Origin of the sequence: Streptomyces sp. NPDC021020 (assembly GCF_044333285.1) — a bacterium.
Classification (GTDB): domain Bacteria; phylum Actinomycetota; class Actinomycetes; order Streptomycetales; family Streptomycetaceae; genus Actinacidiphila.
Genome location: NZ_JBIRQQ010000019.1, coordinates 25,497 through 51,490, shown reverse-complemented (window position 1 = coordinate 51,490; position 25,994 = coordinate 25,497). Strand labels below are relative to the sequence as shown.

At 72.8% G+C, this 25,994-nt stretch carries 26 protein-coding genes; 14 read left to right on the top strand and 12 right to left on the bottom strand.

The genetic code is table 11. The annotated features are described in order from the left end of the window. Positions 1 to 275: 275 nt before the first annotated feature. Together ACH4SL_RS36690 and ACH4SL_RS36685 are read left to right on the top strand one after the other, a co-directional pair. On the top strand, positions 276 to 2,786 hold the full coding sequence (locus ACH4SL_RS36690; RefSeq protein ID WP_398454524.1) for an ATP-dependent Clp protease ATP-binding subunit: 2,511 nt from the start codon (positions 276 to 278) through the stop codon (positions 2,784 to 2,786). Between the two features lie 326 nt (positions 2,787 to 3,112). Next, complete coding sequence (locus ACH4SL_RS36685; RefSeq protein WP_398454522.1) at positions 3,113 to 3,823, top strand: M23 family metallopeptidase; 711 nt, start codon at positions 3,113 to 3,115, stop codon at positions 3,821 to 3,823. A 60-nt stretch (positions 3,824 to 3,883) separates the two neighbouring features. Here ACH4SL_RS36685 and ACH4SL_RS36680 read toward each other — a convergent pair whose 3' ends face one another. Further along, positions 3,884 to 4,531, bottom strand: a complete 648-nt coding sequence (locus ACH4SL_RS36680; protein ID WP_398454520.1) for a TetR/AcrR family transcriptional regulator — start codon at positions 4,529 to 4,531, stop codon at positions 3,884 to 3,886. Between the two features lie 208 nt (positions 4,532 to 4,739). Between ACH4SL_RS36680 and ACH4SL_RS36675 the strand changes: the two genes are divergently transcribed. Beyond that, positions 4,740 to 6,356 (top strand): MDR family MFS transporter, encoded by a 1,617-nt coding sequence (locus ACH4SL_RS36675; RefSeq protein WP_398454517.1) that lies wholly within the window; start codon positions 4,740 to 4,742, stop codon positions 6,354 to 6,356. A 71-nt stretch (positions 6,357 to 6,427) separates the two neighbouring features. Here the strand turns inward: ACH4SL_RS36675 and ACH4SL_RS36670 are convergent, their stop codons facing one another. Then, positions 6,428 to 7,144, bottom strand: a complete 717-nt coding sequence (locus tag ACH4SL_RS36670) for an SDR family NAD(P)-dependent oxidoreductase (protein ID WP_398454514.1) — start codon at positions 7,142 to 7,144, stop codon at positions 6,428 to 6,430. A 64-nt stretch (positions 7,145 to 7,208) separates the two neighbouring features. On the opposite strand from ACH4SL_RS36670, the gene ACH4SL_RS36665 reads away from it, so the two are divergent. Next, positions 7,209 to 7,826: a MarR family winged helix-turn-helix transcriptional regulator gene (locus ACH4SL_RS36665; RefSeq protein ID WP_398454512.1), complete on the top strand. Its 618-nt coding sequence runs from the start codon at positions 7,209 to 7,211 to the stop codon at positions 7,824 to 7,826. Positions 7,827 to 7,834: 8 nt separating this feature from the next. On the opposite strand, the gene ACH4SL_RS36660 is transcribed toward ACH4SL_RS36665, so the two are convergent. Continuing rightward, positions 7,835 to 8,605: an alpha/beta fold hydrolase gene (locus ACH4SL_RS36660; protein ID WP_398454510.1), complete on the bottom strand. Its 771-nt coding sequence runs from the start codon at positions 8,603 to 8,605 to the stop codon at positions 7,835 to 7,837. A gap of 96 nt (positions 8,606 to 8,701) precedes the next feature. On the opposite strand from ACH4SL_RS36660, the gene ACH4SL_RS36655 reads away from it, so the two are divergent. Both ACH4SL_RS36655 and ACH4SL_RS36650 read left to right on the top strand, forming a co-directional pair. After that, a complete protein-coding gene (locus tag ACH4SL_RS36655; protein ID WP_398454507.1) occupies positions 8,702 to 9,241 on the top strand; it encodes a PadR family transcriptional regulator in 540 nt (179 codons plus the stop codon). A 68-nt stretch (positions 9,242 to 9,309) separates the two neighbouring features. Continuing rightward, a complete protein-coding gene (locus tag ACH4SL_RS36650) occupies positions 9,310 to 9,648 on the top strand; it encodes a hypothetical protein (protein ID WP_398454505.1) in 339 nt (112 codons plus the stop codon). Between the two features lie 31 nt (positions 9,649 to 9,679). Here ACH4SL_RS36650 and ACH4SL_RS36645 read toward each other — a convergent pair whose 3' ends face one another. After that, positions 9,680 to 10,150: a winged helix-turn-helix transcriptional regulator gene (locus tag ACH4SL_RS36645; RefSeq protein ID WP_398454502.1), complete on the bottom strand. Its 471-nt coding sequence runs from the start codon at positions 10,148 to 10,150 to the stop codon at positions 9,680 to 9,682. 85 nt (positions 10,151 to 10,235) lie between these two features. Here ACH4SL_RS36645 and ACH4SL_RS36640 point away from each other — a divergent pair, with 85 nt between their 5' ends. Further along, positions 10,236 to 11,411 (top strand): MFS transporter, encoded by a 1,176-nt coding sequence (locus ACH4SL_RS36640; RefSeq protein WP_398454499.1) that lies wholly within the window; start codon positions 10,236 to 10,238, stop codon positions 11,409 to 11,411. Between the two features lie 81 nt (positions 11,412 to 11,492). Here ACH4SL_RS36640 and ACH4SL_RS36635 read toward each other — a convergent pair whose 3' ends face one another. From ACH4SL_RS36635 to ACH4SL_RS36625, 3 genes are read right to left on the bottom strand one after another with little or no spacing between them, the layout of a single operon-like run. Beyond that, the gene (locus ACH4SL_RS36635) at positions 11,493 to 12,029 is read right to left on the bottom strand and encodes a GNAT family N-acetyltransferase (protein ID WP_398454497.1); all 537 of its coding nucleotides are present in this window, start codon (positions 12,027 to 12,029) and stop codon (positions 11,493 to 11,495) included. After that, on the bottom strand, positions 12,026 to 12,385 hold the full coding sequence (locus ACH4SL_RS36630) for a hypothetical protein (protein ID WP_398454494.1): 360 nt from the start codon (positions 12,383 to 12,385) through the stop codon (positions 12,026 to 12,028). Before ACH4SL_RS36630 ends, ACH4SL_RS36635 begins: the two co-directional genes overlap by 4 nt. A 2-nt stretch (positions 12,386 to 12,387) precedes the next feature. Next, positions 12,388 to 13,746 (bottom strand): transcriptional regulator, encoded by a 1,359-nt coding sequence (locus ACH4SL_RS36625; protein ID WP_398454492.1) that lies wholly within the window; start codon positions 13,744 to 13,746, stop codon positions 12,388 to 12,390. A 204-nt stretch (positions 13,747 to 13,950) separates the two neighbouring features. Between ACH4SL_RS36625 and ACH4SL_RS36620 the strand changes: the two genes are divergently transcribed. From ACH4SL_RS36620 to ACH4SL_RS36610, 3 genes are read left to right on the top strand one after another with little or no spacing between them, the layout of a single operon-like run. Further along, on the top strand, positions 13,951 to 14,733 hold the full coding sequence (locus ACH4SL_RS36620; protein ID WP_398454490.1) for an ATP-binding protein: 783 nt from the start codon (positions 13,951 to 13,953) through the stop codon (positions 14,731 to 14,733). Positions 14,734 to 14,742: 9 nt separating this feature from the next. Continuing rightward, positions 14,743 to 15,693: a radical SAM/SPASM domain-containing protein gene (locus ACH4SL_RS36615; protein ID WP_398454487.1), complete on the top strand. Its 951-nt coding sequence runs from the start codon at positions 14,743 to 14,745 to the stop codon at positions 15,691 to 15,693. Positions 15,694 to 15,726: 33 nt separating this feature from the next. Further along, a complete protein-coding gene (locus ACH4SL_RS36610) occupies positions 15,727 to 16,125 on the top strand; it encodes a hypothetical protein (RefSeq protein WP_398454485.1) in 399 nt (132 codons plus the stop codon). Here the strand turns inward: ACH4SL_RS36610 and ACH4SL_RS36605 are convergent. The 4 genes from ACH4SL_RS36605 to ACH4SL_RS36590 all read right to left on the bottom strand — a co-directional run bounded on the left by ACH4SL_RS36605 (position 16,077) and on the right by ACH4SL_RS36590 (position 20,933). After that, positions 16,077 to 16,523, bottom strand: a complete 447-nt coding sequence (locus tag ACH4SL_RS36605; RefSeq protein ID WP_398454574.1) for an NUDIX domain-containing protein — start codon at positions 16,521 to 16,523, stop codon at positions 16,077 to 16,079. The two genes, ACH4SL_RS36610 and ACH4SL_RS36605, sit on opposite strands and share 49 nt — an antisense overlap. Before the next feature lie 324 nt (positions 16,524 to 16,847). Then, on the bottom strand, positions 16,848 to 17,195 hold the full coding sequence (locus ACH4SL_RS36600) for a S26 family signal peptidase (protein ID WP_398454483.1): 348 nt from the start codon (positions 17,193 to 17,195) through the stop codon (positions 16,848 to 16,850). 74 nt (positions 17,196 to 17,269) lie between these two features. Then, positions 17,270 to 20,131, bottom strand: a complete 2,862-nt coding sequence (locus tag ACH4SL_RS36595) for an FtsX-like permease family protein (RefSeq protein ID WP_398454571.1) — start codon at positions 20,129 to 20,131, stop codon at positions 17,270 to 17,272. A gap of 100 nt (positions 20,132 to 20,231) precedes the next feature. Continuing rightward, positions 20,232 to 20,933: an ABC transporter ATP-binding protein gene (locus tag ACH4SL_RS36590; RefSeq protein WP_398454480.1), complete on the bottom strand. Its 702-nt coding sequence runs from the start codon at positions 20,931 to 20,933 to the stop codon at positions 20,232 to 20,234. A gap of 280 nt (positions 20,934 to 21,213) precedes the next feature. On the opposite strand from ACH4SL_RS36590, the gene ACH4SL_RS36585 reads away from it, so the two are divergent. From ACH4SL_RS36585 to ACH4SL_RS36570, 4 genes are all read left to right on the top strand, one after another. Beyond that, the gene (locus ACH4SL_RS36585) at positions 21,214 to 21,426 is read left to right on the top strand and encodes a hypothetical protein (protein WP_398454477.1); all 213 of its coding nucleotides are present in this window, start codon (positions 21,214 to 21,216) and stop codon (positions 21,424 to 21,426) included. A gap of 115 nt (positions 21,427 to 21,541) precedes the next feature. Next, complete coding sequence (locus tag ACH4SL_RS36580; RefSeq protein ID WP_398454475.1) at positions 21,542 to 22,072, top strand: MauE/DoxX family redox-associated membrane protein; 531 nt, start codon at positions 21,542 to 21,544, stop codon at positions 22,070 to 22,072. A gap of 119 nt (positions 22,073 to 22,191) precedes the next feature. Continuing rightward, positions 22,192 to 22,845, top strand: a complete 654-nt coding sequence (locus ACH4SL_RS36575) for a TlpA family protein disulfide reductase (protein WP_398454473.1) — start codon at positions 22,192 to 22,194, stop codon at positions 22,843 to 22,845. Continuing rightward, on the top strand, positions 22,838 to 24,712 hold the full coding sequence (locus ACH4SL_RS36570) for an ABC transporter ATP-binding protein (protein ID WP_398454470.1): 1,875 nt from the start codon (positions 22,838 to 22,840) through the stop codon (positions 24,710 to 24,712). Before ACH4SL_RS36575 ends, ACH4SL_RS36570 begins: the two co-directional genes overlap by 8 nt. A 33-nt stretch (positions 24,713 to 24,745) precedes the next feature. On the opposite strand, the gene ACH4SL_RS36565 is transcribed toward ACH4SL_RS36570, so the two are convergent. Then, the gene (locus ACH4SL_RS36565; protein ID WP_398454568.1) at positions 24,746 to 25,963 is read right to left on the bottom strand and encodes a sensor histidine kinase; all 1,218 of its coding nucleotides are present in this window, start codon (positions 25,961 to 25,963) and stop codon (positions 24,746 to 24,748) included. Between the last annotated feature and the right edge of the window lie 31 nt (positions 25,964 to 25,994).

Here is a 25,994-nt window from a genome sequence, read left to right as displayed (position 1 = left end):
GCAGGGTAAGAAGTACCTAGTGGGAAGGGATGGTGCCGCGACCGGCGGGGCAGGCGTTCGCCACGGGCGTATTAGAGAAAGAGGTATTCGCCTGGCCTGCGGGAACATCGTCTCTCACCATCGAGGTTGTGGGAGTGACGTCAGCCGGTAGCGCAGCTTTCCCCGTCGCAGCGGGGGTCGATACGTGAGCGGCGCCGCTGTGCGGGACTAGCATGCGGAAGGACAGGGAGGGGACCGACCCCTCACTGCCCTACCGCTCTGAGGAGCGATTAACGATGTTCGAGAGGTTCACCGACCGCGCGCGGCGGGTTGTCGTCCTGGCTCAGGAAGAAGCCCGGATGCTCAACCACAACTACATCGGCACCGAGCACATCCTCCTGGGCCTGATCCATGAGGGTGAGGGTGTCGCCGCTAAGGCCCTGGAGAGCCTCGGGATTTCTCTTGAGGCGGTCCGCCAGCAGGTGGAGGAGATCATCGGACAGGGGCAGCAGGCCCCGTCCGGCCACATCCCCTTCACTCCTCGGGCCAAGAAGGTCCTGGAGCTGTCGCTCCGCGAGGCTCTTCAGCTGGGTCACAACTACATCGGCACCGAGCACATCCTGCTCGGCCTGATCCGCGAGGGCGAGGGCGTCGCCGCCCAGGTCCTGGTGAAGCTGGGCGCCGATCTGAACCGGGTGCGGCAGCAGGTCATCCAGCTGCTCTCCGGTTACTCCACGGGCAAGGAGTCGGCCACGGCCGGCGGGCCGGCCGAGGGCACTCCCTCGACCTCGCTCGTCCTGGACCAGTTCGGCCGCAACCTGACCCAGGCCGCAAGAGAGACAAAGCTCGACCCGGTCATCGGGCGCGAGAAGGAGATCGAGCGGGTCATGCAGGTGCTGTCCCGCCGCACCAAGAACAACCCGGTGCTCATCGGCGAGCCCGGTGTCGGCAAGACGGCGGTCGTCGAGGGCCTGGCCCAGGCGATCGTCAAGGGCGAGGTCCCGGAGACGCTGAAGGACAAGCAGCTCTACACGCTGGACCTGGGCGCCCTGGTCGCCGGCTCCCGTTACCGCGGTGACTTCGAGGAGCGCCTGAAGAAGGTGCTCAAGGAGATCCGCACCCGCGGCGACATCATCCTGTTCATCGACGAGCTGCACACCCTGGTCGGCGCCGGCGCGGCCGAGGGCGCGATCGACGCGGCCTCGATCCTCAAGCCGATGCTGGCCCGCGGCGAGCTGCAGACGATCGGCGCGACCACGCTGGACGAGTACCGCAAGTACCTGGAGAAGGACGCGGCCCTGGAGCGCCGCTTCCAGCCCATCCAGGTCGCGGAGCCGTCGCTGCCGCACACCATCGAGATCCTCAAGGGCCTGCGGGACCGGTACGAGGCGCACCACCGCGTGTCGATCACCGACGAGGCCCTGGTCGCGGCCGCCACCCTGGCCGACCGCTACATCTCGGACCGCTTCCTGCCGGACAAGGCGATCGACCTGATCGACGAGGCCGGCTCCCGGATGCGCATCCGCCGCATGACCGCGCCGCCGGACCTGCGCGAGTTCGACGAGAAGATCGCCGACGTGCGCCGGGAGAAGGAGTCCGCGATCGACTCGCAGGACTTCGAGAAGGCCGCGTCCCTGCGGGACAACGAGAAGCAGCTGCTCGCCGCGAAGGCCAAGCGGGAGAAGGAGTGGAAGGCCGGCGACATGGACGTCGTCGCCGAGGTCGACGGCGACCTGATCGCCGAGGTCCTCGCCACCGCCACCGGCATCCCGGTCTTCAAGCTGACCGAGGAGGAGTCCTCCCGGCTGCTGCACATGGAGGACGAGCTGCACAAGCGGATCATCGGCCAGAAGGACGCCGTCAAGGCGCTCTCGAAGGCGATCCGCCGCACCCGCGCCGGTCTGAAGGACCCCAAGCGCCCCGGTGGCTCGTTCATCTTCGCCGGCCCGTCCGGTGTCGGTAAGACCGAGCTGTCCAAGGCGCTCGCCGAATTCCTGTTCGGCGACGAGGACGCGCTGATCTCCCTCGACATGTCGGAGTTCAGCGAGAAGCACACCGTCTCCCGGCTGTTCGGCTCCCCGCCCGGATACGTGGGCTACGAGGAGGGCGGCCAGCTCACCGAGAAGGTGCGCCGCAAGCCGTTCTCCGTGGTCCTCTTCGACGAGGTCGAGAAGGCGCACCCGGACATCTTCAACAGCCTGCTGCAGATCCTGGAGGACGGCCGCCTGACCGACTCCCAGGGTCGGGTCGTCGACTTCAAGAACACGGTGATCATCATGACCACCAACCTCGGCACCCGCGACATCTCCAAGGGCTTCAACCTGGGCTTCGCCGCCCAGGGCGACACGAAGTCCGGCTACGAGCGGATGAAGAACAAGGTCAGCGACGAGCTCAAGCAGCACTTCCGCCCCGAGTTCCTCAACCGTGTGGACGACGTCATCGTCTTCCCGCAGCTCAGCCAGGAAGACATCCTGCAGATCGTCGACCTGATGATCGGCGCGGTGGACGAGCGGCTGCGCGACCGCGACATGGGCATCGAGCTGAGCCTGGAGGCCAAGGAGCTGCTCTCCAAGCACGGCTACGACCCGGTGATGGGCGCCCGGCCGCTGCGCCGGACGATCCAGCGGGAGATCGAGGACACGCTGTCGGAGAAGATCCTCTTCGGCGAGCTGCGTCCCGGCCACATCGTGGTCGTCGAGGTCGAGGGCGAGGGTGACGCGGCGACGTTCACCTTCCGCGGCGAGGAGAAGGTGACGGTGGCCGACGCCCCGCCCGTCGAGACGCCGAACCTGTCCAAGGAGGGCTGACCCTCCCGCCCCCTCGGGGGCCGAAAGCCCCGGTCCGGGACCTTGCGCAAAGGTCCCGGACCGGGGCTTTTCCCGTGCCCGGCCGCTCTTTCCCGGCCCTCGAAAAGGGGCTGTGCGGTGAGCTGACCCACGTGACGTGGATTACGTACGAAGCGGATTAGTAGGCGCCGCCGCCAGCCCTGGGGGCAGAATGCTGGCATTTGTCCGTTTTACGACGCTAGGTAGGAGGTGGGGTGTTTGCCCCGCCAGGTCGGCGCGGGTTACCAAGGTGGAGCACGGGCCGACCCCGGCTCGTCGCAACCCCCACCCCGTGAGGATTTCCCTGCATGCGTAAGAACTCGACGATGAAGAACCGCGCTGCCACCGTGACCCGTGGCCGTGTGGCCGTGGTGACCGGCGGGCTGCTCGCGGCGCTCGCGCTGGGCTCGACCGCAGCGTTCGCCGCCGGCGGCGCGCACGAGGCGGCGCCGGCACCGGCCGCCGCGAGCGCCACCTCCGCCGCGGACGTCCTGCAGAAGCAGGCGACGGCGCAGAAGGACGCCGCCGCCCAGGCGACGGCGAAGGCCAAGGCCGACGCCGAGGCCAAGAAGAACGCGGCCGTGAAGGCCGCCGCCGACCGCGCGAAGCGGATCGCCGGCTGGACGACGCCGACCGAGAAGTTCACGATCGGCGCGGGCTTCGCCAAGGCCGGCCCGCACTGGGCGCACAAGCACTCCGGCCAGGACTTCGTCGTGCCGTCCGGCACCTCCGTCCGGGCCGCGCACACCGGCACCGTCGTGACGGCCGGCTGGGGCGGCGCCTACGGCAACAACATCGTGATCAAGCACGGCTCGCACCTGTACACCCAGTACGGCCACCTGTCGAAGATCGGCGTGCACGTGGGCGAGAAGGTCATCACCGGCGAGGAGATCGGCAAGTCCGGCTCCACCGGCAACTCGACCGGCCCGCACCTGCACTTCGAGGTCCGTACGACCCCGATCTACGGCTCCGCCGTCGAGCCGCTGCACTTCCTGCGGACCCACGGCGTGAACGTCTGATCCGGGACGACACCTGCGGCGTAACGAACGCCGAACCGCGTCAACCGGGCGCGGGACGGGTCAACTCGTAAGAGTGCTGCCCGTCTCCGCCTGGGCGACAAGATCGAGGGCGACCTCGAGGATGGCCGCGCGCTTCTCCTCGGGGTCGCCCTCGACGTTCTGCATCACGAACATCCCCGCGTGCATCGAGAACAGCGCCGTCACGCTGCGCACCTGCGCCGGCAGCGGCGCGCCCGGGTCCTTGAGCAGGTTGCCCAGCGCGGAGAGGTTGCCCTTCATCCGCTCGCCGATGTTCAGGTCCCGGACGGTGGCCTGGTTCTCCTGGACGAAGCGGAAGAAGTTCGTGGACTTCCACAGGATGTCGCTGTAGCGGCGCAGCAGCTCCTGCTTGGTCACCAGCGTGCGCGGCTGCCCCTCGGCCCAGGCCACGAGGTCCTCGACCGGTGTCGTCAGGTCCTCGGCGATGCTGGTGATGATGTCTTCTTTGGTCTTGAAGTGGTAGTAGAGCGCCGCCTTCGTGACGTCGAGGCGTTCGGCGATCTCCCGCAGCGAGGTCTTCTCGTAGCCCTGCTCGGCGAAGAGCTCCAGTGCGACCTGCTGGATACGGCCCCGGGTGTCGCCCCGGCGCGGGTGCGCATGGGCGTGCGTGGGCGCGTGGGCGTGCTGCTCCCGCGCGCGGGCGTGCTGCTCCTGCTGCGGTGTGCCCATGGGACCGTCGCTCTCCTGCTGTGTGACCCTCCGCCGGGAGGGGGACGGGCTCGAAAGCCCTCACGGTAGGGCCTGACTACGAGGCTACGCACTTACTTGACGCCCGGCTAGTAAGCACCGTACCGTGCTCATACGACAATGTGCTAGCCGGGCGGCAAGTAAGTACCGCTGAACCACCGCCCTCGTCATGGGGGAGAAACCACCGGTCATGTCCCAGACCGAATCCGCCACACCCTCCGCATCCGGGCCGCTGCCCGAAGGTGCCGGAGCGGACGGCAAGGAGAGCGGGCCCCGCCAGCGCAGCGTGCGCGTGGTGATGGGCGGCCTGCTGATCGCGATGCTGCTGGCGATGCTCGACAACATGATTGTCGGCACCGCGATGCCGACGATCGTCGGCGAGCTCGGCGGCCTCGACCACCTCGCGTGGGTTGTCACTGCCTACACCCTGGCCACGGCCGCCTCCACCCCCATCTGGGGCAAGCTCGGCGACATGTACGGCCGCAAGGGCATCTTCCTGACCTCGATCGTGCTGTTCCTGATCGGCTCGGCCGCCTCCGGCGCCGCCCAGTCGATGGACCAGCTGATCGCCTTCCGGGCCTTCCAGGGCCTGGGCGCGGGCGGTCTGATGGTCGGCGTCATGGCCATCATCGGCGAGCTGATCCCGCCGCGGGAGCGCGGCAAGTACCAGGGCATGATCGCCGGTGTCATGGCCATCGCCATGATCGGCGGCCCGCTCGTCGGCGGCTCCATCACCGACAACTGGGGATGGCGCTGGAGCTTCTACATCAACCTGCCGATCGGCGCGGTCGCCCTCGCCGTCGTCACGACGGTGCTGCACCTGCCGAAGAAGCGCAGCCAGGGCCGGATCGACTACCTCGGCGGCGTGCTGCTGACGGTCTCCATCACCTCGCTGGTGCTGCTGACGACCTGGGGCGGCACCGAGTACGCGTGGGGCTCCGTCCAGATCATCGGCCTGCTGGTGCTCGGCCTGGCCACCCTCGCGGCCTTCGTCTGGTCCGAGACCCGCGCGCCCGAACCGATCATGCCGCTGCGGATCTTCCGCAACCGGAACTTCTCGCTGATCTCCGTCGTCGGCTTCCTCGTCGGCTTCACGATGTTCGGCGCGATGACCTTCCTGCCGCTGTACCAGCAGACCGTGCAGGGCGCGTCCGCGACCAACTCCGGCCTGCTGCTGCTGCCGATGCTGCTCGCGATGATGGCCGTCTCGATGGTCGCGGGCCGCGTCACGACGGCGACCGGCCGCTACAAGGTCTTCCCGATCGTCGGCGGCGCGCTCATCACCGTCGGCCTGGTGCTGCTGTCCACGATGGGCGTCGGCACCACGCGCTTCACCTCCGGCCTGTACATGGCCGTGCTCGGCGCGGGCATGGGCTTCATCATGCAGATCACCATGCTGATCGCGCAGAACAGCGTGGAGATGCGGGACATCGGCGTCGGCTCGTCGTCGGCGACCCTCTTCCGCACGATCGGCGGCTCCTTCGGTGTCTCCCTCTTCGGCGCGCTCTTCTCGCACAAGGTGCAGCACTCCATGGAGTCCGCGCCGGGCGGGGCCGCCGCGATGAAGGGCGGGGCCCAGCTGGACCCGGCGACGATCGCGAAGTTCCCGGCGGGCCTGAAGGACGCGTACTTCCACGCGGTGTCGTCCGGTACGCACACGGTCTTCCTGTGGGGCGCGATCGTCAGCGTCCTCGGCTTCGTGGCCGCCTGGTTCCTGGTCGAGACCCCGCTGCGCGGCGGCCCGGGCGCCAAGCCGAAGGCCGCCTCCGAGCCGGAGGACGAGCCGCTGCTGGCCGACGCGCTCTGATTTCCGCGCGCTGATTCCCGCTGTACGCGAGCCCCTGTCCGCCTTTCCCGGCGGGCGGGGGCTCCGCCGTGTCACCGGGTGGTGTGGGCGCCGCCGTTGACGTGCAGGGTCTGGCCGGTGATGTGCCGGGCGCCGGGGGAGGCGAGGAAGAAGGCGGTCCGCGCGATGTCGTCGACCGTGCCCGCCCGCTTGTCGTGCGTCTCCTCGACGAGGGCGCGGTGCCGCTCGCCGGTCATCCCGCCACGGAAGAAGCCGGTGCCTTCGACGTAGCCGGCCGCGATGACGTTGCAGGTCACGCCGCTGGGCCCGAGCTCGTGGGAGAGTGCCGCGTTCCAGGCCGCGAGGGCCGCCTTGGCCGCCCCGTAGGAGCCGCCGCGCCGCTCGGCGCCGATCGAGCCGATGCTGACGACGGAGCTGTGCGCGGTGAGCAGGGGCCGTACGGCGGTGGTGGTCAGGACGGCGGTGAGCAGGTTCTGCGCGAGGCTGTCCTGCCACTGGACGAGGATGCCGTGCAAGGTGCTCTTGCTGTCGGCGGGGGCCGCGGGCAGGCCGCCGGCCGCGTTGACCAGGACGTCGAGGGGGCCGAGGCCTTCCGCGAGAGCGGCGACCTGGTCCGGGTCGGTGGCATCGCAGACGGCACCGGACACGCCCAGCTCGTGGGCGGCCTGTGTGACGGTGTCCTGGTGCCGCCCGGTGATGATCACGTGTGCCTTGTCGGCGGCGAAGAGCGCGGCGACGGCGCGGCCGATACCGCTGGTGCCGCCGGTGACGAGGACGGTGCGGGGCAAGGGGGCCTCCGGGGTGCGGTGCTATGTTTAGACCTAAACGTAGCGGATGGCGGAGGGCGGCGGCATGGGGATTTCCGGGGTGGAGGGGGCGCCCGGCGGCGAGGTCTCCGGCGGCGACGCTTCCGGTGCTGAGGCGTCCCGCCCCGATGCGGCCGGGTCCGACGCGGCCGGCTCCGCGCGGACGGCCGCCGGGATCGCGGCGGCGTGGCGGCGGGAGCGGCCGAGCGCCCCCACCGACTCGATCGAGATCGTGACGCCCATCTGGTGGCTGGCCAAGCTCTTCTCGGACGACCGGGCCCGCGTCCTGCGCGCCGCGGGCATCGACGCGGCGACCCTCGACCTGCTGTCCGTCATCCGCCGCGCGGGCCCCCCGTACGCCCTCGGCACCCGCGAGATCGCCCGCCGGACGCTCGTCACGGCCGGGGCGGTCTCGCAGCGCGTGGCCCGCGCCGAACGCGAGGGCCTGGTCCGCCGTACGCCCGGCGCCGGGCCCCGCGCGGTGGAGGTCGCGCTCACCCCCGCGGGGCACGACCTCATCGAGCGGTCCGTCGACGCCGTGCTCGGCCGGGAGGCGAGCCTCGTCCAGGGCCTGGAGCCGGAGCAGCGTGCCCAGCTCATCGCCCTGCTGGACACGCTCATGGCCGACGTCCGGCGTCGTACCGCCGTGTCGGGCGAGCGCTGACGAAGGGGTCAGCCGGCGATGGCGCGGGCGTACGCGGCCGGGTTGTCGAACATGACGCAGTGGCCGGCCTCCGGGACGTTCACGACCTCCACGCCCGCGGCCTCCAGCCCCGGGCGGTCCACCCACTCCTCGCCGGAGCGCTCGCCCACCAGGTAGGTGCGGGGGAGGTCCGTGAGCGAGGTGAGCATCGCGCGCATCGTCGGCTCCGTGCCGCGGACCAGCGCGGTGGCGGAGCGGTGCAGCGCGAGCGGGTCCGAGGTGCGCATGGTGGCCGCCCACATCCAGCCGACGCGCTCCAGCGTGGCCGCGAAGCCGCCGCCGTGCACGAACTCCTCCTCCGTCCAGCTCGCGATGGAGCTGCTGCCGACGAATTCCGGCGGGCTCGGGTCGAGGTTCGCCTCCGCGAGGACGAGCCGGGAGACCAGCTCGGGTCGGCGGTAGGCCAGCACGATCGCGACCGCGCCGCCCATGCTGTGCCCGACGACCTCCGCGCCCCGTACGCCCGCGGCGTCCAGCACGCAGGCGAGCGCGTCCGCGTGGTCCTCCAGGGAGTAGCCGAAGTCGGCGGGCCGGTCGCTGAGCCCGAAGCCGGGCAGGTCGACGAAGAGGGTGCGGCGCCCGGCGAGCAGCGGGTCGGCGCTGAGGTGCGCGGTGTAGGCGCCCGAGGCCGCGCCGAGCCCGTGCACATGGACGCGCGCGGGCCCGTCCCACTCCCGCTGCCCGGGGGTCTCCGTCCACCGGATGTGGGCGTGGCCGGTGCCGAAGCGTGTCTGACGCATGTGCCTGCTCCTTCGCTCGCGTGTTCGCGCCTCACCATACATCGGTCCCGAGGTATGTCGCTCTCGAATTACCTCCCGGTGGGGGACAATGGCCCGATGCTGGAACTCGCGATCCTCGGCTTCCTCCACGAGGAGCCGCTGCACGGCTACGACCTGCGGCGCCGGATCGCCGCGCTGAGCGGCCACGTCAAGCCGGTGGCGGAGAGCACGCTCTACCCGGCGATCAAACGCCTGGAGCAGGCGGGCCTGCTGAGCCGCACCCCCCAGCCCGGCGCGGCGGCGGCCCCCCGCCACGTCCTGAGCCTCACCGACGAGGGCCGGGCGGACCTCTTCCGCCGCCTGGCGGAGCCCCCGGAGCAGGACATCACCAACGAGAACCGCTGGTTCACCGTCCTGGCCTTCCTCCGCCACCTCCCCGACCCCGCCGCCCAGGCCACCGTCCTCCGCCGCCGCCTCGCCTTCCTCGAAACCCCGTCGAGCTTCTTCCACGACGCGTCCGGCCCCCAACGAGCCGAGGACATGCCCGACCCCTTCCGCCGCGGCGTCCTCCTCATCGCCCGAGCGACGACCAAGGCGGAGCTGGCCTGGCTCCGCGAGACCCTGACCACCCTGGACGCGGCGGCGTCCGCCGGATAAGCCCTGGCCCGCCCGCGCGCCGACCGGCTACGGTGCGGACGCCCCGGCCCCTCCCGAAAGCACCCCCGATGACCACGACCCTCTGGCGCCCCACCGGCCCGGCCGAGCTGGACCTCGTCCGCGCCCTCGCCTGGCGCGCCTGGCCGCCCCGCCTCCCCGAGCAGCCGATTTTCTACCCCGTGCTGAACGAGGAGTACGCGATCACGATCGCCCGCGACTGGAACGTCCCCCACGACGGCGCGGGTTACGTCACCCGCTTCGAGGTCGAGTCGGCCTTCCTCATCCGCTACCCCGTCCAACAGGCGGGCGGCCGCACGATCCTGGAGCTGTGGGTCCCGGCGGAGGAGCTGGACGACTTCAACGCGCACATCGTGGGCGAGATCCAGGTGGTGCACGAATTCCACTGAGGGGGTGCCCGAGGGGCGGCCCCTGGGGGCTCTAGGACTTCCGGACGCGGGTGGTCTCGGCGTCCAGCGGGGTGCCGTCCGGAGCGGTCGGGGTGAAGGTCGGGACGGGGGTTCCGTCGGTGTCGACCAGGGTGGAGTGGGGTTCGCCGGGGGCGAAGGCGTGGTGTTCGCCCCACTGGCGCAGGGTGAGGACGACCGGGAAGAGGGCCTGGCCCGCGTCGGTGAGGACGTACTCCTGGCGGCGGCCGGTCGGCGCGGTGCGCTGGGTCAGGAGTCCGTGGGCGGTGAGCTTGCGGAGGCGGTCCGCGAGGATGTTGCGGGCGATACCGGTGCGGCGCTGGAATTCGGTGAACGCCCGCGCCCCGTCCATCGCGTCGCGGATGACGAGCATGCTCCACCGGTCACCGACCAGGTCCAGCGTGCGGGCGACGGGGCATTCCGGGTCGGTCCAATCGATGTCCGGCCGGTCGGGGGCCGGCGTGCGTGCGTCGCCGCCTGGCATGGCGCCTCCTCTTCGGGTTGCGAATCGAAACCATTGTGCCGTACGGTCGCAATCGGTTTCAATTTGCTACCGATGGGGGGCTGTGATGACCACATGGCGGCGCCTGCTGCTCGCGACCGTGTGCGGCGTGGCCGTGGCCGGGGTCTATGCCGCGCAGCCGGTCCTGGGGCCGATGGGGCGGGACCTCGGTGTGCCGGCCGGGCTCACCGGGTGGATCGTCGCGGCCGGTCAGTTCGGCTACCTGGCCGGGCTCGTCCTGCTCGTGCCGCTCGGCGACGTCGTGGCCGACCGGCGGCGGCTCATAGCCGTGCACCTGCTGGCGACCGCCGCGGGCGCGGTCCTCACCGCCGCGGCACCCGCCGCCTGGTTGGCGTTCGCCGGGCTCGCGGCGGCCGGGATGTTCGCGGTCGTCGTCCAGACGACCGTCGCGTACGCCGCATCCGTCTCGCCCCCGGGCGAACGCGGCCGCACCATCGGCGTGGTGACCTCGGGTGTCGTCGTCGGCATCCTGGGCGCCCGCGTCGTCACCGGCGTGCTCGCCCAACTGTGGGGCTGGCGCAGCGTCTACGCCGTGCTCGCGGCGCTGTCACTGGGCCTCGCGGGCCTGGTCCGCGCCTACCTGCCCGCGGAGGACCGCCCCCGTCCGCCCGCGGGCCACGCCCGGGCCGTCGCCGCGCTCGGCGGGCTGTTCACGCAGCGCCTCTTCCTCACCCGCGGGCTCATCGCCCTCTTCCTCTTCGCCTCCTTCGGCACCCTGTGGAGCGGCCTGTCACTCCCGCTGGCGGACGCCTCCCGGCACCTGAGCGAGAGCCGGATCGGGCTCTTCGGCGTCCTCGGCCTGGCGGGCGCGCTCGGCGCCGCCCGCGCGGGACGATGGGCCGACGCCGGGCGCGCCACGCCGGTCACCGGGCTCGCGCTCGCCCTGCTCGTCGCGTCATGGGCGGCGATCGAGCGGCTGCCGTCGTCGCTGTGGCTGCTCGCGGCCGGGATCGTGCTGCTCGACTTCGCCGTGCAGGCCGTGCACGTCAGCAACCAGCACCTGCTCACCGCCGCGCACCCGGACCGCCTCAGCGGCGTCATCGGCGGCTACATGGTCTTCTACTCGCTCGGCTCCGCCCTCGGCGCCGCCGCGACGACCGCCGTCTACGGCGCCCACGGCTGGGCGGGTTCCAGCCTCCTCGGGGCTGGGTTCGCGGCCTGCGCGCTGGCCGTCTGGGCGGCCGACCGGCTCGCCGACAGGCTGCGTCCGGCGGAGGGGTAGGACGGCAGGCATCCGTCCTTCGCGCCCGCCGACGCCGGCGAATCCGGCGTGCGGGAGGCGGCCGTGGACCTGCCGCAGCAATCACGCCGTCGAACTCCTCTCGTGAGCACGGGCAATGAGCAGGTCGTAGGTCTCGCCCCCGTTCCGGTACGGGCCCGCGTAGCGGTAGCCGAGTCGGTCGTAGAGGGCGCGGCCCCGGGCGTTGGCGGGGTCGACGAGCAGCGACGCCCACCGCGGGGCGACCGCCGCGACGAGAGCTTCGTGGAGGCGGGTGCCGATGCCTCGGGATTGCCACCCGGGGCGTACGGCGAGTTCGCACACACCCATGAGCCCTTCCCGGGCGTCGGCGGGTATCTGCGGCAACAGCTCCTCGTCGTACCAGTATTCGGCGGAGCACGGGAAGCCGTAGCCGAAGCCGACGAGCGTGCCGCTGCCGTACGCGGCGGCGAGGGCGAACCCGGCGTGCCGGAAGTGCCCGCGGATCTGCGCCCGGAATTCCCCGGCGCGCTGGTCCCCGTCCGCGGCGAACTCCGGGTGCGCGTCCGTCCAGACGCGGGCCAGCTCCTCGGTCAACGCCCGCGCCTCGTCGGCCCCGTGCAGCCGGACGGCGATCGTCACCCCCGCGCTTCGAGCGCCTCGAAGATGTCCGCGTCCGTCTCCCGCTGCCAGTCGGGGAGTTCGGCCCAGTCGGCGACGTACCCCGGCTTCGGATCCGCGATGAGCCGGTGGATCTGCGCGATCCAGCACGTGGCGACGAACCGCCCCTTCTGCTCCCGGCTCAGCTTCCCCGCATGCCCCTCGCTGACGTCGAGAAACGCCTCGACCTGCCCCTCGACAGCCGCCGCGGCGGCCCGCTCCCACGCGGGCGTGTCCTCCCAGGGCGTGACGTACCCGGGCTTCGGCTCCCCGGGGTGGTGCTTGCGGACTCCGGCGATCCAGGCGTCACGGAAACGGCGGCCGGGTTCGTTCGTCACGATCAGGCTCCCAAGGCGATGAGGCGATCGCGGAGTTCGGTGACCCGCGAGTCGGAAAGGAACGGTACGAGGTGGGGTTGCAGGCCGTGCAGTCTACGGACGATGTAGCCCGAACCTGTGCGTTGCGCGAGGTCCGCAGCGTCCGAGCCGTATCCGACCAGCCGGTCGATGTCCCTGCGGCGTGCACCGATGACGGCGAGGTCGGAGAGCACGGCGCCGCGGCGGCGGGGAGAGAGCGAGTCCTGAAGGGCTTCGCTCAAGGCGCGCTCGGCCAGGTCGAGTCGGCCGAGGGACATGTACGCGGCGCCGCGCTCCTCGGCGAGCCGGTCGCCGGTGAAACGCAGCCAGCCGCCCGGCGCAGCCGTGGCAGTTTCCTGTACGGCAGTCGCTTCGTCCAGGGCCCGGCCGCAGCCGGCTGCGTCGCCCAGCCCCGCGAGCACTTGTGCCCGTACGGATGCGACCCAGTGCCGGGTCGGGAGTTGGCTGTCCCCGTTGCGAGCAAGGATCTCCGCGGCGTCCAGAAGCGGCAGGGCGTCGCCATATCGGCGTGAGTAGATACTCACGAAGGAGTGGCGGACCAGTCCACACGCCCAGAGATCCCGATTCCGCGCCTCTTTGCTCGCGTCGGCAGCAAGCGTGTAGCAGTGGGCTGCCTCGGTGTAGCGGTTGGCGTCGAACCACACCTCACCCGCCAACTGTGCGACATTGCCGATCATGTCGCACAGCGTGCGGCGTTCCTCCTCCGAGCGTGTGTCCCGCAATGCCGAAGTGAGGCTGGAGACGTGGTCGCGTACGACGGGGTAGACCGATTGCTTGGCAGGCGCCAGGCTGTAGACGCTCCAAAGGTGTGCGTTGAGGGCGCCGTACTCTCGGAAGTCGTCGGTATCGACCGTGTCCGGGACAGGCGATTCCCCGGCAGGAGCGCCCGGGGCGGACACGCTCGCGACGCTGACGAGGCGTAGGAACTCACGGCGGATCATGTCATCCAGGGTGCCTGAAACAGGCTCCTTTACGAACATGGGTGCGGTGTGAGTTCCAGGACGGTAGCCCTCGTCGACAGGGCGTTGCGGTCGGGAAGCGGTTGGCTCTCCAACGGCGCCGGCCGAGCCTCGGCAAACGGCGAAGCCGAGTTCGGCCAGCGACCGGCCGGTCATCTCGTGGAGGACGCGGGCGTAGACCGGGCGCGGGGTGGCTACCTCGCCGCGTTCCCAGGCGGCGATGAGGCGCCCCGTGCAGCCCGTGTTCTCGCTCAGGGCGGTCGCCGTCGTGTTGACCAGGCGGGCGAACTCGTCGCGGCTCATGCGGAATTCGCGTTCCCGCACTTCGCGGATGACGGTATTGGGCTTGGCGTCTGCGGCCATCGCGACTCCGGCGCTACAGCGGGTGGACGTTCCGAACGTAGCTCGTGAAGCGGCACGTCGGGTGCTGGATTCCCGGACGGGGTGAATCCGAAGCGCGAATTACATGCTTCTTACATGCCGGTGGCCGCGCGCTCGCCGGGGCGCCTCCGGTTCTCTCGACGGGAGAACCCGGGACCCGGGTTCACGCCGGAAGGGAGAACGCCCATGGCCACCGTCAGGACCCCCACCGCCCCCGCCCCGCGCGGGCGCCCGGACGTACCCGCCGTACGCCATCGGATGACGCTCGGCGTCGGGCCCGGCCTCGGGGATGTCGGGCGGGCCCGGCGGGAGGTGCGGGAGTGGCTGGGCGGGCTGGGGCTCGGGGGGAGTGCGGACGGGGTGGGGCTCGTGCTCGGCGAGCTGGCCGGCAACGCGCTCCGGCACGCGCCGGGCGCGGGAGCCGAGGTCGTCCTCGGGGCGGGCGGCGGGCGGGTCGTGGTCGAGGTGCGGGACGGCTCGCCCGCACCGCCGGTGCTCCGCGCGGACGCCGACCCGTACGCCGAGACGGGTCGTGGCCTCCCGCTGGTGGCCGCCTTCGCGGCGGACTGGGGCTGGACGCCGGGGCCTGACGGCAAGACCACCTGGGCCGTCCTCGCCGCCCCGAGCGGCTACGCACCCGTCCCGCTCCCCGTCTGCCGCGAGCGGCGCGTGCTCACCGGCGAACCCCGCGCCGCAGCAGCCGCGTTCGGACCGCACGTCGAGCACGACCTGCGCTGCGTGCTCCAGACGCACACGGCGGGCGCCCACCACGCGTATGTCCTGGACCTCGACGCCCCGGACACCGGTGCGGTGTGGGCCCGTTGGGAGTCGCCCGACGACACGCCCGGCCTCGAAGCGCTTCCCGACTGCCCCGCCGTCGACTCCGCCATGCCGGACGAGGCGTGCTGCGCGTACGACGGCCACCCCGGCGCGCACAGCTACCAACTCACCGACCCCTGGCGCCCGTAGGAGCCACGCATGAGAGCACTTCCGCTGCGGCCGGTCTTCGCCTGGCTGGAGATCACCGGCTTCTGCAATCTCGCCTGCCGCCACTGCTACGCCAATTCCTCCCCGCAGGGCACGCACGGCGTCATGACCGCCGCCGACTGGCTGCGCGTGATCGACGAGTTGGCCGCGACGGGCGTCCGCGACGTCCAGTTCATCGGCGGGGAGCCGACACTCCATCCGGAGCTGCCGCGCTTCGTGCGCCACGCCCTCGGGAAGGCGATGCGCGTCGAGGTCTTCAGCAACCTCACCCACATCCGGCCCGAGGTGTGGGACGTACTGCGCCTGCCCGGCGTGCGGGTCGCGTTCAGCTACTACAGCGATCAGGACGCCGACCACGACGACGTCACGGAGGCGCGAGGCGCTCACGCCAGGACGCGGGCCAACGTCGAGAAGGCACGCGAACTCGGTGTCGCCCTGCGCGGCAGCGTCATCGACGTGCTGCGGGGCCAGCGAGCCGGGGACGCCGAGCGGGATCTGCTTCAGCTCGGTATCCGTGACGTGCGTACGGACCGGGTCCGGCCCTTCGGGCGGGGCGCGGACGGCGCCTACCCGGACTTGCGGCGGCTGTGCGGCATGTGCGGGCGGGCGAAGTTCGCGGTGTCGCCGGACGGGGACGTGTGGCCCTGCGTCTTCGCACGCTGGATGAACCTCGGGAACGTCCGTGAGCAGAGCCTTCAGGAGATCTACGACGGTATCGCCATGCGCGCGGCCCGGGCGGAACTCGAAGCCGCTTTCCCCGGCAGCGCGGTGCGCATGAGCCCGACGTGCCTGCCCGAGTGCAACCCGGCATTCGACACGTGCAGCCCGCAGACCGTCTGCGCGCCGGATGCGGCATGCGAACCGACCGGCGAGGGCGCGCGGTTGTCGCCGAGCCGGTCGGTGCGCTACCACAACCCGGGTGTCTCGGGCACGGGGTGCTGACGGGGCCGGTCGCGGGGCCCTAGCGTGGGGTGCATGCTCGACGACTCCCCTGCCCTGTATCTGGCGCGGCGCGACGCCTACGCCGCCTTTCTGGCCGCCGCCGATGCCGAGGCCCATGTCGCGTGGTTCCGCGGGGACGGGCGGTACGCCGACGAGGTGGCCGCCGTCGCGGCCGTGGATCAGGCGTACGCGGCGACGCGTCGCGCCTTCGCGCTGATCGAGATCGAGGGGGTCGGGCCCGCCGCGGAGGCCCGCGTGTTGCTGGACGGGGTGGCTGGGCTGCACCGGGACGGCGGGGCGCGGCCGGACTGGAAGGCGTTCAAGGCTGCCCGGGAGGGCTTCGTGGCGGCGGCCCGGGGGGCGCTTCAGGGGCACCGGGACGGTCAGTCCCAGCCGCGGATCGTGAGGGACGGGGGAGCGGACGCCAGGTAGGACGTGAGGGCGGTTGAGGTGGAGGGGACGAAGGGGGTGGGGAGGGCGGTCGTGGGGGTCCAGGCCACCGTGGAGTGTTTGGTGGGCTCGCGGTTGGACGCGGTGCCGGACCACGTGGTGGTGGACAGGACGACGCTCACGAAGCCGTTGGGGGCTTCGACGCCCCACGCGGCGTGGATGACGTGGGCGAGGCGCAGGGATTCGGGGGCGACCACCAGGCCGGTCTCCTCGTGGAGTTCGCGGACGGCAGTGGTCGTGACGGGCTCGCCGGGGTCGGACTTGCCGGACGGGAGGTCCCAGTGGTCCGGTGCGAACTTCGCGTGGGGGCCGCGGCGCAGGAGGAGGACGCGGTCCGTCGCCGGGTCGTGGACGATGACGGCCGCCGCGAGCAGGGTCATCGCGGACAGGGCGGGCGGCAGCGGGGCGGGGCGGGGGGCGGTCACGGGGCCTCCGGGAGGTGCGGGTCACCAGGCGGGTGCGGGCTTCTCCGTTCATAGCTCATGGCTGTGACACCCGGCACCGAACCGCCGTGAGGGGCCACGTGCGGATGACGGCGAGGGCCGGGACGCGCGGGGCGGTCACGGGGGCAGGGGGAGAGCTGCGCGGTGGGGTCCGACGGCGGGAGCATCACGCCGGGGACGGCCCCGGCGCCGACGTACGGGCAGGCGCTCGGCGACGTTGTCGACCTCGCCCCACCCCGCCCCCCGGAGCATAGGCCGCGCTCAGCCGCCCAGCGCCCTGGTCACCACGCCGATCACCGCCGACGTAGGGACGTAGCCCCAGCTGCGGGAGTCCGTGCTCCGGGACGGGGAGTCGCCCAGCAGTACGAGGCTGCCGCGGGGGACGCGGGCGCCCTGCGTCGTACGGGTCGCCCAGTGGGCGGCGGCCGGGACCGGGTCGCCGGGGCGGGCGGCCACGCGCTTGACCACCGGCGAGTCGCCCGGGGCGGCGTCCGGGGCGCGGAAGACGACAACGGCGCCGGTACGTATCCGGGCCGCCGGCGTACGCAGCACCAGCAGGCGGCTGCCGTCGTGGTAGGTCGGCTCCATGCTCGGGCCCGTCACCGTCACCAGCAGCAGGCCCCTGCGCAGGGCCCCCCAGCAGACGGCAAGAGCGGCGCCCGCGCAAGCCAGGCGGCGGCCTCTCACTCGCCCGCCAGGAGCCGGGCCGGCGGGGTGCGGCGCAGGGAGAGGGCGGGGAGCGCGGCGGACACGAGTGTCACGGCGACGGCCGCCGCGGCGATCCCGGCGGCCAGCAGGGCCAGGCCGCCCGAGAGCTCGCCGGTGAAGACCCGCAGCGCGGTCAGCGCGCCGCCCGCGCCGAGGAGGGCGCCCAGCGTCGCCATCGCGGCCGCCTCGGTCAGGACCAGGCGGCCGATCGCGCCGTCCGGCCACCCGGTGGCGTGCAGCAGGGCGTACTCGTCGGCGCGTTCGCGGATGTTGAGGTAGAGCACGTCGGCGATGGTGGCCGCGCCGAGCAGGGCGGCGATGGCGGCCGCCGCGTAGTCGCTGCCGCGCACCTGGAGCGAGACCGCGTCGCCGAGCAGCGTGCCGGTGACCGCGCCGTGGAAGGCCGCGCTGATCCCGGCGAGCGCGACGAGTGCGCTGACGCCGATGGCCAGCGCTGCGGTGCCGAGCAGCGCCCGGCCCGGGACCCGGCGCAGGTTGGCCAGGCCCAGCCGGGTGATGCCGGTGACCCGGCCGCCGTGCCGCGGCGCGCTGACCGCGGGCGCCACCGCCGCGCCCGGGTGCGCCCGTGCCGCCTGCCACGCCGGGCGCACTGCGGCGACCGCGGCCAGCAGCAGCGCGGCGGGGATCGCGGCGGCGGCCCGCGCGTAGCCGACGTGCACGTCCAGCAGGTGCCCCAGCGGCAGCGCGAGCGCCGCCCCGGCCACCCCCGCCGCCGCGCCGAGCGCCAGCACCTCGTACAGCACCAGGGCGAAGAGGCTGCGCGCCGGCCAGCCGACGCACGCCAGCACCGCCAGCTCGGTGCGCCGGGCGCGGACCGCCGCGCTGGTGGCCCCGGCGACGAACAGCGCGCACACCGCGAGCACCAGTACGAAGAGGATCAGCGACTTGCGGTCCACCGCCGCGACGACGGCGGCCGCGACGCCCTTCTTCGACCACATCTCGTCCAGCCGCAGCGCCGGGCGGCCGTACTTCCCGGCCGGGTCGGCCACGGTGACCGGCGACGGCGAGGAGCCCATGGTGATGTCCACCTCAAGGCCGGTCGCGTCGTGGATGCGCTGCGCGGCCAGCCGCGCCTTCTCCCGGGACAGCGCGTCCACCCCCAGCGACCCGCTGAGCCGGACCCGGATCACGCTGATCGGCGCCGCCCTGTTGACGCCCTGCGCCGGAGTGGCGTTGTCGAAGCGCTCGGGGTCGTTGAGGTAAGGCAGCGCGTCCAGCGTGGTGATGATCGACGGCGGTACGGAGAGCAGGTTGCCGATGTTGCCGTTGGGCAGCAGCGGCTTGCCGCCGAGGGCCTGCTCGGACGCCGGGTCGGCGCCGGTGGCCTGGGGCGCGAAGTACGTCTCCATCGGTACGGCGCCGAGCCCGCTGGTCAGGCTGCGCAGCTTCTCGGGGTCGAACTCGCCGACGAGCTTCATCCGCACGTTGTTCTGCGACTTGAAGTTCGGGGCCTGGTGGGTGCTCAGCGGGCGTACCGCGGTGTCCCGCAGGTCGGTAGGGTCGGCGAACAGATCCTCCAGGTCGCCGAGTCCGGGCACGGGCCGGGCGGCGAGCTGCGAACCACCTCCGGCGGCCGTGTAGTTGACCGGCAGCGCGGAGAAGTAGTCCTCCAGCAGCGGCGACACCTCCGAGCGCCAGGCCGGGGCGGCGCGGACCTTCCCCGCGGCGACGTCCCGCAGGCCGTTGAGCAGGATGGTGTACGCGTCACCCGTGTGCAGCGTCACGCTGCCCGCCGGGGTGCCCTTCTGGGCGGGCAGCTCCTTCTCAAGTTGGGCGAGATCGTCGCCTGCGGCCACCTTGTCCACCGCGGCCGCCGGCAGCCGGCTGAGGTCCAGCCGTATGGACTCGTCCATCGCCGGGCGGTCGGCCATCAGGACGGGTATGTCCTCCCAGCTGTCCGTCCCGCTCGGCATGTCGAGCACGCCGTACTCCTGGGCGTAACTGCCGCTCACCCGCTGGGGTTTGTGGCCGGTGAGGTAGGTGCCGCTGGTCATCGCGGTGTCCAGGCCGGCGAGCCGGGCCTCGGAGGCCGGGTCCACCGCTTCGACCAGGTAGGGAAAGGACCAGGTGAGCAGGGTCGTCCCGGCCGGAGGGTTGGCGTGGGTGCCGTTCGGGTCGGTGCCGGACGCGTAGCTGCCGAGGTCGTCGATGCTCGCCAGGTTGAAGGTGTTGTCGTCGTTGCTGGTGCCGCAGTGGACGTCCGCCATCTGTGGCACCTGCCGCCCGGTGTCAGGGTCCTGGTAGGTGGCGACCGGTGCGCACAGCTCGCGGACGCTGCCGTCGGGCTGCACCTCGTCGGGGTTGGTCGGGTGGTCGTCGTTGCCGTGCATCGGCAGGTCCGACACGTAGACGTACGACTGTTCGCCGGGGACGGCCGTCAGCCCGTTCTCCGAGGTGTGCACCGGGGTGACGCGGAGCAACTGCCGCTGTTTACCGGGCTTGAGGCCCTTGGAGACGTCCGCGGTGAGCAACAGCATCGGCAGCGAGTAGCCGACCACCGCGACCGGCGCGGCCACGTCCACGCCTGGCAGGCCGGCGATCTTCTGCCACTGGGCGGTGGTGATGCCGCCGTTCAGGCCGCTCAGCGCGGTGGACGACACCAGCCCGCCGGCGGTCTCCAGCCGGCTGCGTGCACCGGTCGGCCGTACCAGCAGGTCGTACGCGCCGCGGGCGTTGGCCCGTACGGTCCCGGTGAGGTTCACCCGCTGGGTGTCGGCGGTTCCGGTCAGTACGGCGAACGAGGTCACCGCCACGAGCAGCGCGCACACCAGCGCTACCGCCCGGCCGCCGCGGAACCGCAGTTGAGCGAGCACCATGCCGAACACGGGGGGTCCGTCCTGTCGTTGGAGGTGAGGCGACGGCGCCGCCGGCCGGGAGCGCCCACGGCCGTTGGGCGCCCTTGTGCAGTGGACGCGCCTATTCGACCCGGGTGATGACGCCGTCGCGCAGCAGCACGGTGCGGTCGCAGCGGGCGGCGATGCCGGGGTCGTGGGTGGCGATCACCATCGTGGTCCCGAAGTCGGCGTTCAGCGTCAGCAGCAGCTCGATGATCTCGGTGCCGGTGGCCGAGTCCAGGTTCCCGGTGGGCTCGTCGGCGAGCAGCAGGCCGGGTTCGCCGACGAGCGCGCGGGCGATGGCCACCCGCTGCTGCTGGCCGCCGGACAGCTGCGAGGGCAGCGCGTCCTCCCGCCCGGCCAGCCCCACCGCCGCGAGCAGCTCGGTCGCCCGTTCCAGGCCCGCGCCCCGTTTGCCGTACGGCAGCAGCGGGGCGATGACGTTGTCCCGCGCGGTGAGGGCGGACAGCAGGTGGAAGCGCTGGAAGACGAATCCGACGGTCCGCCGGTAGCGGGCCAGCGCCCGTCGCCCGGACGCGGTGATCTCGGTGCCGGCGACCGTGATCGCCCCCGCGTCGGGTACGTCGATGGCGCCGATCAGGTGCAGCAGCGTGGACTTCCCGGAGCCCGACGGCCCGGTGAGGGCGACCACGCCGCCGGGCGCGATGTCCAGGTCCGCGTGGTCGACGGCGGTGATCGTGCCGCCGTCGCCGCTGGGGAACGCCTTGCTGAGACCGCTGACCGCGACGGCGGCGCCGCGCGATGTGGTGGCGGAACTCTGCACGACACCCTCCGGCTTTTGCTCATGCGCGCATTCTGTTTGCATGATGCACGCCGAAACTTGCGATAGTGGCTGCATGCTGACATGTGCGCCGGAAGGTGTCAAGGGCGTCAACACGGGGCCATAAGTGGAGTATTGACTTCTAGTTAGAGATATTCGGGGAGCATGCTTGAAATTTGCTCTGATGCAGTGAAGTCTTACGGCGCTCGTAGCAACAATTGCGGGCTAGCGAGCATCGATTTACGCCCGCCCTGTGTCACTGCTCAGTGAAAGGTGTCAGGACATGATCGCAACGATGGAGAAGCTCGGTGAGCGCGTACTGCGGCTCGTCGTCCCCGAGACCGAGGCGGCAGCCTGCGCGGTGGACCTCAAGCCCGCCCCCAACATGCCCGGCTCGCAGTGGGCCAACGCCACCGACTGCCACGGCCGCCACGGCTGCGCCTGGAGCTGCGGCTGCAGCCTGGGCTGGCAGATCACGTGGGGCAGCTACTGCTGACAGCCGGCCCGAGCGCGGGACCACGGGTGCGTGGGGGCGATTGGAGCTCGCCCCCACGCACCACCAGTGTCCCGTATCCGGACGGCGGGGCAGGCACCGAGCGGGGAGAGCGCACATGATCTGGCTGGACGTGGAGGCCCGGCTCGTCCTGGCCCTCGTCTTCACCGTGTCGGCGGCCTCGAAGCTGCGCTCGCGCGCGGCGTTCGCCGCCTTCACGACGGCGGTGGGCCGCCTCGCCGGCGTGCCCGCCGCCTACCGGCGCCCGGCCGCCGCCCTGCTTGCGGCGGGCGAGGTCCTGCTCGCCGCCGGCCTGCTGGTGCCGGCGACCGCACACCTCGCGCTCGCGCTGGCCGCGGCCCTGCTGCTGGCCTTCACCGCGGCGCTGGCCCGCGCGCTGCGGGCGCCGGAACCGGTGGCCTGCAACTGCTTCGGGCCGTCCGACCGGCCGGTGAGCGCGGCCCAGCTCGTACGCAACGGGCTGCTGGTTGCTCTGGCGGCGAGCGCGCTCGCGGGCGGGCCCGGACAGGCCGCGGGGCCCGCCGACGTGGGGGCCGGGCCGCTGCTGGTGTCCCTCCTGGGGGCGGTCGCGGCGGCGGGGGCGGTGGCGCTGTGGGACGACCTGGCCGAGCTGTTCGCCGCCGCGTGAGGCCGGGGCGGCTCGGTCTCGCGTGAGGCCGGGGCCGCTCGGTCTCGCGGCCCGGCGTGCGGGCGGGCCCGGAACGCATGTAGGACCCGAGCACACGACGTAAGAACGGAGCGCATCCGATGGCCGTACTGTCCGCCGCGGTGGTCGTACTCGCCGTGATCGTCCTGCTGAACCTCGCTGTCACCGCGGCCGTGATCCGGCGGTTGCGCCGGCAGCCGGCTGCCACGGCAGCCGGCGGCGCCGTGACGCTGCCCGACCCCGGCGGCCCGGCGCGTGGCGAGCCGATACCCGACTTCGCCGCCGCCACCGTGGACGGGCGGGAGGTGACACGCGCCGGGCTCGCCGGCCGTACGGTCATCGGCTTCTTCTCCACCTCCTGCTCGTCCTGCGCGCGGGAGGCGCCCGTCTTCGCCGACGCGGCCGCCACGCTCGCCGCCGACGGCGTCGGGGCGCTCGCTGTCGTCCAGCGCAAACGCGGCGACGACGCGACCGAGCTGGCCCAGGTGCTCGCGCCGACGGGCGCGGTCGTGCTCGAGGGGGCGCCGGGGCCGCTGCTGCGGGCCTTCCGCGTCAACGTCACACCCTTCTACGTCCTGTCCGGCGCGACCGGCGCGACCGAGGGCAGCGGCGAGGACCTCGCCGCTGCCCTGGCCAGCACCCACGACCACCCGCACCAGCTCCGCCACCCCCTCGCGCACGGCCACGACCACGACCACGGGCACGGGCACGGACACGCGACTGACGGCGCCCCCGCCCGCGCGGGCCGTGGCTGAGCGCCGGCCGGGGGAGCCGTCCGGCGCGCGGGTACTGGCCCAGGCACTCGGCGTCTACTTCCGGGCCGCGCCCCTCCAGGCCACCGTACGGCTCGCCCTCACCGTCGTCGCCGGCGTCACCCCGGTCGCGGTGGCCTGGCTCACCAAGCTCCTCATCGACGACCTCACCGCCCGCCACGCCGGCCGGGTCGGCGCCCTCGCCGTCGCGGTCGCCGCGGCGGGCGCGGTCGCCGCGCTCTTCCAGCACCTCGGCAGATACCTCGGCGCCGAGATCGACCGCCGGGTGGTCCTGCACACCCAGGACCGGCTGTTCCGCGCGGTCACCGCTCAGCCCGGCCTGACCCGGCTGGAGGACCCTGACTACCACGACCGCCTCCGGCTCGCCCAGCAGGCCAGCCAGAACGGCCCGCAGGCGCTCACCGGCGCCGGCCTCGGCGTCCTCCAGTCGCTGCTGACCATCGGCGGCTTCCTGACCAGCCTGCTCGCGCTCACCCCGCTCGTCACCGCGCTCGTCGTGCTGGCCGTGCTGCCGAACGCGGTGGCGCAGACCTGGCTCGCCCGGCAGAGCGGCCGGATGCTGCTCAGCGCCTCGCCGCGCTTCCGCCGCCAAGTCTTCTACGGCTCGCTGCTGACGGACCTGCGGGCGGCCAAGGAGATCCGGCTGTTCGGCCTGGGCGACCACTTTCGCCGCCGCATGCTCGGCGAACTCCGCGCGGGCCAGCGCCGCGAACGGGCCCTGGACCGTGCGACGCTGGGCATCGACGGCGGGCTGTCGCTGCTGACCGCGGGGGTGTCGGCGGTGGCGCTCTACGCGGGGGCGGCGCGGATCGCCGCCGGGCACGGGGAGGTCGGCGACCTCGCGGTGCTGATCGCGGCGCTGGCCGGGGTGCAGGGGACGCTCGCGGAGATCATCGGCCAACTGGCCGGCTCCGGGCAGGTGCTGGTGCTCTTCCGCTTCTACTCGTCCCTCGTGTCGGAGAGTTCGGGGCCGCGTGGGGGGCCGGGCGCGTCGAAGGCCCTGGGCGCGGTGGAGCCCCTCCGCGAGGGCATCCGCTTCGAGGGCGTGTGGTTCCGCTACGCCGACACCGCCCCCTGGGTGCTGGCCGGCCTCGACCTGACGGTGCCGGCGGGCCGTTCAGTGGCCCTGGTCGGCCTCAACGGCGCGGGCAAATCGACGCTCGTCAAGCTGATGTGCCGGCTGTACGAGCCGGTGCGCGGCCGTATCACCTGGGACGGCACAGACATCCGCGACCTCGACCCGGCCCTGCTGCGGCGCCGGATGGGCGCGGTCTTCCAGGACTTCATGTGCTACGACCTCACCGCCCGGGAGAACATCGCCCTCGGCAACCTCGACGCCGCCGACAAGCCCGGCGCCGTCGCCGAGGCCGCGCGCGGGTCCGGCGTCCACGACCAGCTCGCGTCGCTGCCGCGCGGCTACGACACGATGCTCAGCCGTGTCTTCGCCGCCCCGCAGGAGACCCCGGCGGACGCCGCCGACACCGCTGCCGAGCGCCCGCTCGCGGACCCCGACGCCGGCGTCGTGCTGTCCGGCGGCCAGTGGCAACGCATCGCGCTCGCCCGCGCGTTGCTCCGCCCCGAGGCCGACGTCCTGGTCCTGGACGAGCCGTCGTCCGGCCTCGACGCCGAAGCCGAGGCCGAACTCCACTCCCGCCTGCGCCACTTGCGCGACGGGCGGGCCACGCTGCTGATCAGCCACCGCCTCGGCACCGTCCGGGACGCGGACCGTATCGTCGTCCTCGAAGCCGGCCGCATCGCCGAATCCGGCACCCACCGGCAGCTGCTCGCGGCGGACGGCACGTACGCCCGCCTCTTCCGCCTCCAGGCGGCGGGCTACCAACTCACCTGACGGGCCGACGGGGTTGAGCGGTGCGCCCACCCCTCAGCGCGGCAGCAGCAGTTGCGCCACCGCCCCGCCGCCCGCCGACTGCGGGGCGTTGCGGAAGGTGAGGCGGGCGCCGAGGACGCGGGCCTGGCCGGTGGCTATCGTCAGGCCGAGGCCGTGGCCGCCGGAGCGGTCGGTGGAGCCGGTGCGGAAGCGGCTGGGGCCGTCGCGGAGGAGGTCGGGGGGGAAGCCGGGGCCGTGGTCGCGGACGCGTACGAAGGGGCCGTCGACCAGGACGTCGACGGGCCCCGAGCCGTGCCGCGCGGCATTCGCGAGCAGGTTGCCGAGGACGCGCTCCAGCCGCCGGGGGTCGGTCTGGACGACCGCGTCCGCCACGACCGTGACGCCCGCCCCGGGCGCGAGCACCGGCACCCTGCGGCGGACGAACTCGCCGAGCGCGACCTCCTGGAGGTCCGCCCGCTCGGCCGCGCCGTCCAGCCGGGCGACCTCCAGCACGTCCTCGACGAGCGTGCGCAGCGCGTGCACCCGGTCCCGTACCAGCTCCGACGGCCGCCCCGCCGGGAGGAGTTCGGCGGCGGTGACCAACCCCGTGAGGGGCGTGCGCAGTTCGTGCGCGATGTCGGCGGTCACCCGCCGCTCGGCCTCCAGCCGCCGCTGCAACGCGTCGGCCATCGCGTCGACCGCGCGGGCGAGTTCGTCGGTCTCGTCCCGCCCGCCGCCGCCGATGGCCTCCCGCACCCGCACGTTGGTGTCGCCGTCCGCGGCCTTGCGGGCCGCGAGCGCGGCCCGCCGCAGCCGCCGCGACATGCGGCCGCCGATGAGGACGCCGAGCGCCGTACCGCACAGCACGACCGCCACCGAGCCGATGACGAGCGTGCGGTCGAGGTCGGTGAGCACCGAGTAGCGGTCGGTGATACCGGTCCTGAGCGACAGCACCCGGCCGTTCCCCGCGGGCGTCGCCGCCCACACCCGCAGGCCCCGCCGGGTCCGCTGGACGTACGTGGCGCGCTGGCCGTCGTCCGCGTACGTGCGCAGCTCCGGCGGGAGGCCGGGGTCGTCGATCGTGGCGTAGAAGACGAGCCGGCCCGTCGTCTCGTAGATCCGCAGCGCGGACTGCACGCGCTCGTCCTGCACGTCCCGGGCGCTGTTGATCATGCTGGCCCGCGCCGCGTTGTGCACGACCAGGCTCAGCGCGACCACGACCAGCGCCGACACCAGCGCGATGGCCGCGCTCAGCTTCCACCGCAGCGTCATGCCGGGCAGCCGGCGGCGCACCCGCCGGGCC